This window comes from Halorubrum tibetense, assembly GCF_042661865.1.
GTDB classification, from domain to species: Archaea; Halobacteriota; Halobacteria; order Halobacteriales; family Haloferacaceae; genus Halorubrum; species Halorubrum tibetense.
Genome location: NZ_JBHSWW010000141.1, coordinates 1 through 6,227 on the forward strand (window position 1 = coordinate 1; position 6,227 = coordinate 6,227).

The 6,227-nt window shown below is 65.0% G+C and carries 8 protein-coding genes; 6 read left to right on the plus strand and 2 right to left on the minus strand.

All coding sequences use genetic code 11. The features are described from left to right. Positions 1 to 814 (minus strand): DNA primase small subunit domain-containing protein (locus ACFQEU_RS09920; protein ID WP_379781683.1); only part of this gene is annotated, 814 nt, incomplete at its 3' end. Positions 815 to 922: 108 nt separating this feature from the next. Between ACFQEU_RS09920 and ACFQEU_RS09925 the strand changes: the two genes are divergently transcribed. The 4 genes from ACFQEU_RS09925 (at position 923) to ACFQEU_RS09940 (ending at position 4,327) form a co-directional block, all read left to right on the plus strand. Next, a complete protein-coding gene (locus tag ACFQEU_RS09925) occupies positions 923 to 1,069 on the plus strand; it encodes a hypothetical protein (protein ID WP_379781685.1) in 147 nt (48 codons plus the stop codon). A 373-nt stretch (positions 1,070 to 1,442) separates the two neighbouring features. Beyond that, positions 1,443 to 1,718 (plus strand): PadR family transcriptional regulator, encoded by a 276-nt coding sequence (locus ACFQEU_RS09930; RefSeq protein WP_379781687.1) that lies wholly within the window; start codon positions 1,443 to 1,445, stop codon positions 1,716 to 1,718. Positions 1,719 to 1,965: 247 nt separating this feature from the next. After that, positions 1,966 to 3,306 (plus strand): class-III pyridoxal-phosphate-dependent aminotransferase, encoded by a 1,341-nt coding sequence (locus ACFQEU_RS09935; RefSeq protein WP_379781689.1) that lies wholly within the window; start codon positions 1,966 to 1,968, stop codon positions 3,304 to 3,306. A gap of 67 nt (positions 3,307 to 3,373) precedes the next feature. Continuing rightward, positions 3,374 to 4,327, plus strand: coding sequence for an HhH-GPD family protein (locus tag ACFQEU_RS09940; protein ID WP_379781691.1), 954 nt, complete (start codon positions 3,374 to 3,376; stop codon positions 4,325 to 4,327). A 251-nt stretch (positions 4,328 to 4,578) separates the two neighbouring features. Here ACFQEU_RS09940 and ACFQEU_RS09945 read toward each other — a convergent pair whose 3' ends face one another. Continuing rightward, a complete protein-coding gene (locus ACFQEU_RS09945) occupies positions 4,579 to 5,286 on the minus strand; it encodes a DUF47 domain-containing protein (protein ID WP_379781693.1) in 708 nt (235 codons plus the stop codon). Positions 5,287 to 5,435: 149 nt separating this feature from the next. On the opposite strand from ACFQEU_RS09945, the gene ACFQEU_RS09950 reads away from it, so the two are divergent. Together ACFQEU_RS09950 and ACFQEU_RS09955 are read left to right on the plus strand one after the other, a co-directional pair. Next, positions 5,436 to 5,834, plus strand: coding sequence for a DUF5778 family protein (locus ACFQEU_RS09950; RefSeq protein WP_379781695.1), 399 nt, complete (start codon positions 5,436 to 5,438; stop codon positions 5,832 to 5,834). Between the two features lie 37 nt (positions 5,835 to 5,871). Further along, positions 5,872 to 6,227: alpha/beta hydrolase (locus tag ACFQEU_RS09955; protein ID WP_465261129.1), on the plus strand; the 356-nt coding region annotated here is incomplete at its 3' end.

A 6,227-nucleotide genomic window follows, 5' to 3' on the forward strand; every position in this document is an offset into this window, starting at 1 on the left:
GCCGTCGGACTCCCGGACCGCCCGCCTCGACGTTGCCCTCGCGGACTGCGGTCGGGTTGCGCTCGAACGCCCCGAGGATCGTCCCCGCGCGCCCTTGGCCGATCCCGTCGAGCTCCATCAGTCGCTCGCGGGCCGCCGTCTCGTCCATCTCCCGGAAGTCCTCGGCGTACTCGACGAGCGCCTCGTGGACGCGCGCGCCCCACCCGCCCTCCGTGCGGAGCACGCGCTTCGTCGTCCCGCGGTCGGAGACCGTCCGGATCAACCCGTCGGTGTCGAGGTCGACCGCACGGACGTAATCGACCACCTCGCGGCGCGCCTCGCTGTCCAGCTCGCGGACCGACTCGTCGCGGACGTGGACGTGGTAGCCGCGCCCCCCGGAGAAGACGATCGTGAGGTCCTCGAAGGCGAAGTCGTTCTCCAGAAAGTCGAGCAGTCGGTACAACGCCTGCTTACACGCTTCGAGCATCTCGGGGTAGCTCGTCGTCTCGGGGTCGACACCCGGGAGGTGGTCGGCGTCGAGGTCGAAGACGAGGTCGGCCGAGCGCCACCCCTTCTTTCCCATCGTCGACGCGCCGGGATCGTCGTAGCGCGCGGCCGAGAAGTAGGCGTGCCGCGGCGCGTTGTCAGCGAAGAACGTATCGAGATCGCCCAGGTCGTACAACGACTGGTGACGCACCATCGTCGTTCCCGTGCCGGGCGTCCACGGGATCTGCCCCCACTCGCGGAGGTTCGCGTCCGGCGGCGGCGACAGCGAGACGCGGCGGTAGTAGTCGCCGAACCGCCCCGCGAGATACTCGCGCGTCCGGTCGTCCATCGTTTCATTGTGTACCGTCGGTCGGGGTTTAGGCGTGTCGTTCGGACTCCACGAGATCTACACGATCCCGGCCACAACCCTTTGGTCTCGCCGCCCGTACCCGGTGGTATGCGCTCCGAAGAGGAGGTCAGAGAACAGTACGAGTTCCTCCGCGAGGAGTTGGCCGACGAGGAGATGCGCCACCGTGGCGTCGAGGAGCTCCTCACCCACTACAAACGAGCGCTCGGGTGGGTGTTAGAGGAGGAACACATGTAGCGATCGCTCGTTAGGTTTATTAGTACCAACGCAATACTATTACGTGACGCTTCGTCTGGAGGGCCGAAGCGTCAGCGGGGACCAATTTCGGACGAATGCCTCACGCGGCTTTTTTCCGCTGGGGCATACGTCCGTTCTCAAACGACTACCCGACGAGGCACCCGACCGTTCTGATCGATCGGTCACCGATATAACGTATTTGGTATTGAACACTCGATTCTACGCGAAAACACCCCTTCCTCTCGACAGTAGGTTACTGTCCTGACAGTATCGCTACGCGCGGATAGCAGCGAAATACGCCGAAAAAACCCGGTACACGGATACACGTAACGGAATATTTATTTATTTTCCGCGGTTATGTCGGAGTAACCGCATGTATGACCTCACAGGTTTCCAGCGTGACCTCCTCTACGTGATCGCTGGGCTCGACGAGCCGCACGGGTTGGCGATCAAAGAGGAACTGGAAGACTACTACGAGAAGGAGATCCACCACGGTCGCCTCTATCCCAACTTGGACACGCTCGTCGAGAAGGGGCTCGTCGAGAAGGGCCAGCGTGACCGGCGAACGAACTACTACACGCTCACGCGCCGCGGTCGACGCGAGATCGACGCCCGCACCGAGTGGGAGTCGCAGTACATCGAACACTGAGCAAGTCGGCTGTCTCGGCCTCTGTCCCCGTCCGGTTTCCATCCAGTTCCCCGTTTATCTCCACCCCGTTTCCATCTAGTTCCCCGTTTATCTCCACCCTGTTTCCATCCAGTTCACCGTTTATCCCCACCCTCGTCGCGTTCTCGGCCACGACCGCTCTTCAGTTGCTATCCGCGATCGAACACCGGTTCTCCCCGGTTGGTTCGGTGACCCCTCGTTTTTTCGCAGCGCCCGACGACGACAGTGCATGGACCGTGACACAGTAACCCCCCAGGTGTCGGAGTTTCCGGGCGAGCGAGCCACGGAGTGGGTCGAACACCACCACCAGTCCGCCGCGCCGAGCACGTACGTCTACGAGTTCGTGTGGGACCGGACCGCGCCCGCGACGGGCCCGTTCTGTACCGACGTCGACGGCAACGTCCTGATGGACTTCACGAGCCACGTCGCGGCCGCCCCGCTCGGCTACAACAACCCACTCATCACCGAGCCGCTCTCGGAGTTCGACCTCGTCGACCCCCTGAAGATCGCGGGACAGGACTTCTACGTCTCCGACGGGAACGCGCCCGGTGAAGGTGCTCCCGGTCCGGCGGACCTCATGGAGCGGCTCACGGACGCAACGAGCCACTACGACATGGACACCGTGTTCCTCTCGAACTCCGGCGCGGAGGCGGTCGAGAACGCGATCAAGATCTCTTACGACGACGCCGGCGGCGCGAAGTACGCGATCACCTTCGACGGCGCGTTCCACGGCCGGACGCTGGGCGCGCTCTCGCTCAACCGCTCGAAATCCGTCTATCGGCGGGAGTTCCCCGAGATCAGCACGGTCCACGACATGCCCTACTGTGACGACAGCGGCTGTACCGCCGAGACCTGTTCGTGTGGGTTCTTCGCCGGCGGGACCTCGCGGCTCCGGCAGAAACTCGACCCGAAACGCGGACACATCGACCCCGACTCGGTGGCGTACCTGATCATGGAGCCGATCCAGGGTGAAGGGGGCTACCGGTTCCCCTCGGACCCGTTCATGGACGAGATCGCCGCGGTGGCCGAGGAACACGACATCACCCTCGTCGCCGACGAGATCCAGTCCGGCGTCGGCCGTACCGGTGAGATGTGGGGCTCCGATCACTACGCGATCGAACCCGACGTGATCGCGAGCGCCAAAGGGCTTCGCGTCGGCGCGACGATCTCGCGGTCGGACGTGTTCCCCGAGGAGGCCGGGCGGATCTCCTCGACGTGGGGGGCCGGCGACATCGTCGCCTCGCTACAGGGCGCGCTGACGCTCGACGCGATCGAGTCGGAAGGGCTCATGGAGAACGCCACCGTCCGCGGCCGACAGTTCCGCGAAACCATGGCGGACGCCGACCCCGAAGGTGTCGTCGATGTCCGCGGACTCGGACTGATGCTCGCAGTCGAGTTCGACACGACGGAACGGCGCGACGAGGTGATCGAGCGCGCGGTGAGCCACGGCCTCCTCACGCTGGCGTGTGGGACGAAGGTGCTCCGTATCCTCCCGCCGATGGACGTCACCGAACGCGAGATCGAGCTGGGATGTGACCTGTTGACGACCGCGATCGCCGAGGCGGCCTGAGGGATCCCGTCCGTCGATCAGCTCCGTCGATCAGCACCGATAAACGACTCACGTCCCCAGTGAGCGTATGGCCGATCCTGACCCGGACGAGCCCGTGGAGCCCGCCGGCGGGTCCGACCCTGACGCCGCCCTCCCCGCCGACCCGGACCTCGTCCGTAACGCGCTGATCGAGTGGTACGAGGCGGACCACCGCGAGTTCCCGTGGCGTCGAACCGAGGACCCCTACGCGATCCTCGTCAGCGAGGTGATGAGCCAGCAGACCCAGCTCGATCGGGTCGTTTCCGCGTGGGAGGACTTCCTCGACCGCTGGCCGACCCCCGCCGACCTGGCGGCTGCCGAGCGTGGCGACGTCGTCGCGTTCTGGTCGGATCACTCGCTCGGCTACAACAACCGCGCGAAGTACCTCCACGAAGCCGCCACACAGATCGAAACGGCGTACGACGGTGAGTTCCCCCGGACGCCCGATGAGCTCGCCGAACTGATGGGCGTCGGGCCGTACACCGCTAACGCGGTCGCGTCGTTCGCGTTCAACAACGGGGACGCGGTCGTCGACACGAACGTCAAACGCGTCCTCTACCGCGCCTTCGACGTCCCGGACGACGACGCGGCGTTCGAGCGAGTCGCTACCCGCGTGATGCCCGACGAGGAGTCCCGCGTGTGGAACAACGCGATCATGGAGCTCGGCGGCGTCGCCTGCGGGAAGCGTCCGCGATGTGACGAGGCGGGTTGTCCGTGGCGCGAGTGGTGTCACGCGTACCAAACTGGTGACTTTACCGCGCCCGACGTGCCGACACAACCGAGCTTCGAGGGGAGTCGTCGACAGTTCCGCGGGCGGATCGTTCGACTCCTCGGTGAACACGACGAGATGGAACTGGACACGCTCGGCCACCGCATTCGGGTGGATTATACGCCAGACGGTGAGCACGGACGAGAGTGGCTTCGAGGGCTACTCACGGACCTCACTGAGGACGGCCTCGTCGAAGTCGAGGATCGCGATGGCGAGACGATCGCCCGGTTATAATACGGTCTCACGACGGTCGAGTAGCTATCTGGGACGCCCCAGATCCAAGGCCTGGTCGGCTTTGAGAGGATCCGGTCGGTGTCGTGTGCCCGAGGGCGACGGACTCCAAGATGCTCGTGTAGCGTGTTGGACTCCGGAGTTCCGTCCGCAGGGGGAACTCCCGTTCGTTATCGAATGTGCTGTCGGCGAGAGGATGCGTGACCGGACGTTCTCGGCAGGAGACGAGTCGAGGTTCGCGACGCGACCGCCGCTTACGACACCGACCCCGCCTCAGTGACGATCCCGGGCTCGTCACTGGCGATGACGACGATCCGGTCGGTGACGTCCTCCATCGTGTTGGCGAGCTCGTCGAGGAGGATCGCGAACTCGCGGTACAACAGCGCATCCGCGGTCCGTCCGCCGTCGAAGGCGGTTGCTATCACGTCGTCGCGGATCGCGTCACATCGGCTCTCGCCGGCGCGGACTGTCTCGATCCCCTCGGTTAGTGTCACCGTCTCGTCGGGGGCCGTGAGCCCGTGGACGAACTGCTCGACGACCTCGCGGAGCTGCTCGGCCATGGTCACGGTCTCGGTCGCCATCTCCGTGAGGCCGTCGAACGGCTCGGTACCGTGTTCGGGTCTCGTCATCACGAGCTCCTGTGTGATCCGTTCGGTGTGGTTGGCGATCACGTCGAGGTCGTTGTACAACTCGATGAGCGAGGCGGCGTTGAAATTGATCCGCGTGTTGAGTAGTCCGATGTCCTGTGGGCCGGAATCCGTGATCGACCCGGTTATCTCACGGTTCACGTCGTCGCACTCGCTTTCTATCGTGGCGATCCGTTCGACGGTGTCGCGATACTTCCCGTCAGCCTCGTAGCGGTCGAAGGCCTCGGGGAGGAGTTCGATACAGTCGATGAGTCGATCGAGGTACGCGCCGGTTCGTGACTCCAGTCGATCCCCGAAGCCGTCGTTGTTGGTCATGATTTCGCTTGTATGCCCGTTCGACCGACACCGGTTAAGTCGTGTCGGCCGGGACCAGCGACGACGGCGACCGATCGGACCGGGGAACGTTCGGCGCTCGGCATCGTCGGATCGCCATCCGTTTAGTTACCGGGGCCGAAGCGGACGATATGAGCGAGGCCATCGACAGCGACCTCTACGAGCGGACCAAGGCTCTCTTGGAGCCCGGCGACATCGAGCTCCTCGGCTGTGTCGTCCACACGACGCTGAGCGGCCGCGAGGACCTCGAGCTCCACGAGCTGACCGTCGAGCTCAACGACGTCATCGCCGACCACGCCGGCAAGGGAGAGACGTACATCGAGGCCGGAAACGACGATCCGGATTTCTCCTCGAACCAGTTCCAAGGGCTCACGCTCGACGACGAGTCGTTCGTTTGGGAGTGCCAGCAGCTGCTCCGTGAGGGGACCTTCGACGTCGTCTGTTACTACGAGGCGGGTATCGATCAGGACGCGCTCGCCGCAGACATCGAGACGCTGGACGGCGTCGGTGACGTGATGACGGTCCCGTGATCCGAGGCCCAAACGCGCCGACACGTCCCACTAACTCGTGAGCGACACCGTCCTCGTACCCGGCGGTCGCGACGTCCGAGCGACGCTGGACGTCGCCGAGAGTGAACACGACACCGACGCCTCCACTGCGGACGCCATCGTCGTCGCCTGCCCCCCGCACCCACAACATCGCGGTCATCGCGGCGACGAGCGGTTGGTCGCCGTCAGCGATGCGCTCACCGCCCGAGGGATCGACTGTCTCCGGTTCGACTACGGCCCCTGGGACGAGGGGTACGGCGAGTGCGCCGACGCGGACAACGCGGTCGGCTGGGCACTCGACCGGTACGACCGGGTGGGGCTGTTCGGCTTCTCGTTCGGCGGGACCGTCGCACTCGTGACCGCGGCCGGGCGCCC

Excerpts from the sequence above, each read along its gene's own strand:
- ACFQEU_RS09945 (WP_379781693.1), bottom strand. The coding sequence starts at position 5,286 with ATGACCAACAACGACGGCTTCGGGGATCGACTGGAGTCACGAACCGGC.
- ACFQEU_RS09930 (WP_379781687.1), top strand. The coding sequence starts at position 1,443 with ATGTATGACCTCACAGGTTTCCAGCGTGACCTCCTCTACGTGATCGCT.
- ACFQEU_RS09925 (WP_379781685.1), top strand. The coding sequence starts at position 923 with ATGCGCTCCGAAGAGGAGGTCAGAGAACAGTACGAGTTCCTCCGCGAG.
- ACFQEU_RS09950 (WP_379781695.1), top strand. The coding sequence starts at position 5,436 with ATGAGCGAGGCCATCGACAGCGACCTCTACGAGCGGACCAAGGCTCTC.
- ACFQEU_RS09940 (WP_379781691.1), top strand. The coding sequence starts at position 3,374 with ATGGCCGATCCTGACCCGGACGAGCCCGTGGAGCCCGCCGGCGGGTCC.
- ACFQEU_RS09935 (WP_379781689.1), top strand. The coding sequence starts at position 1,966 with ATGGACCGTGACACAGTAACCCCCCAGGTGTCGGAGTTTCCGGGCGAG.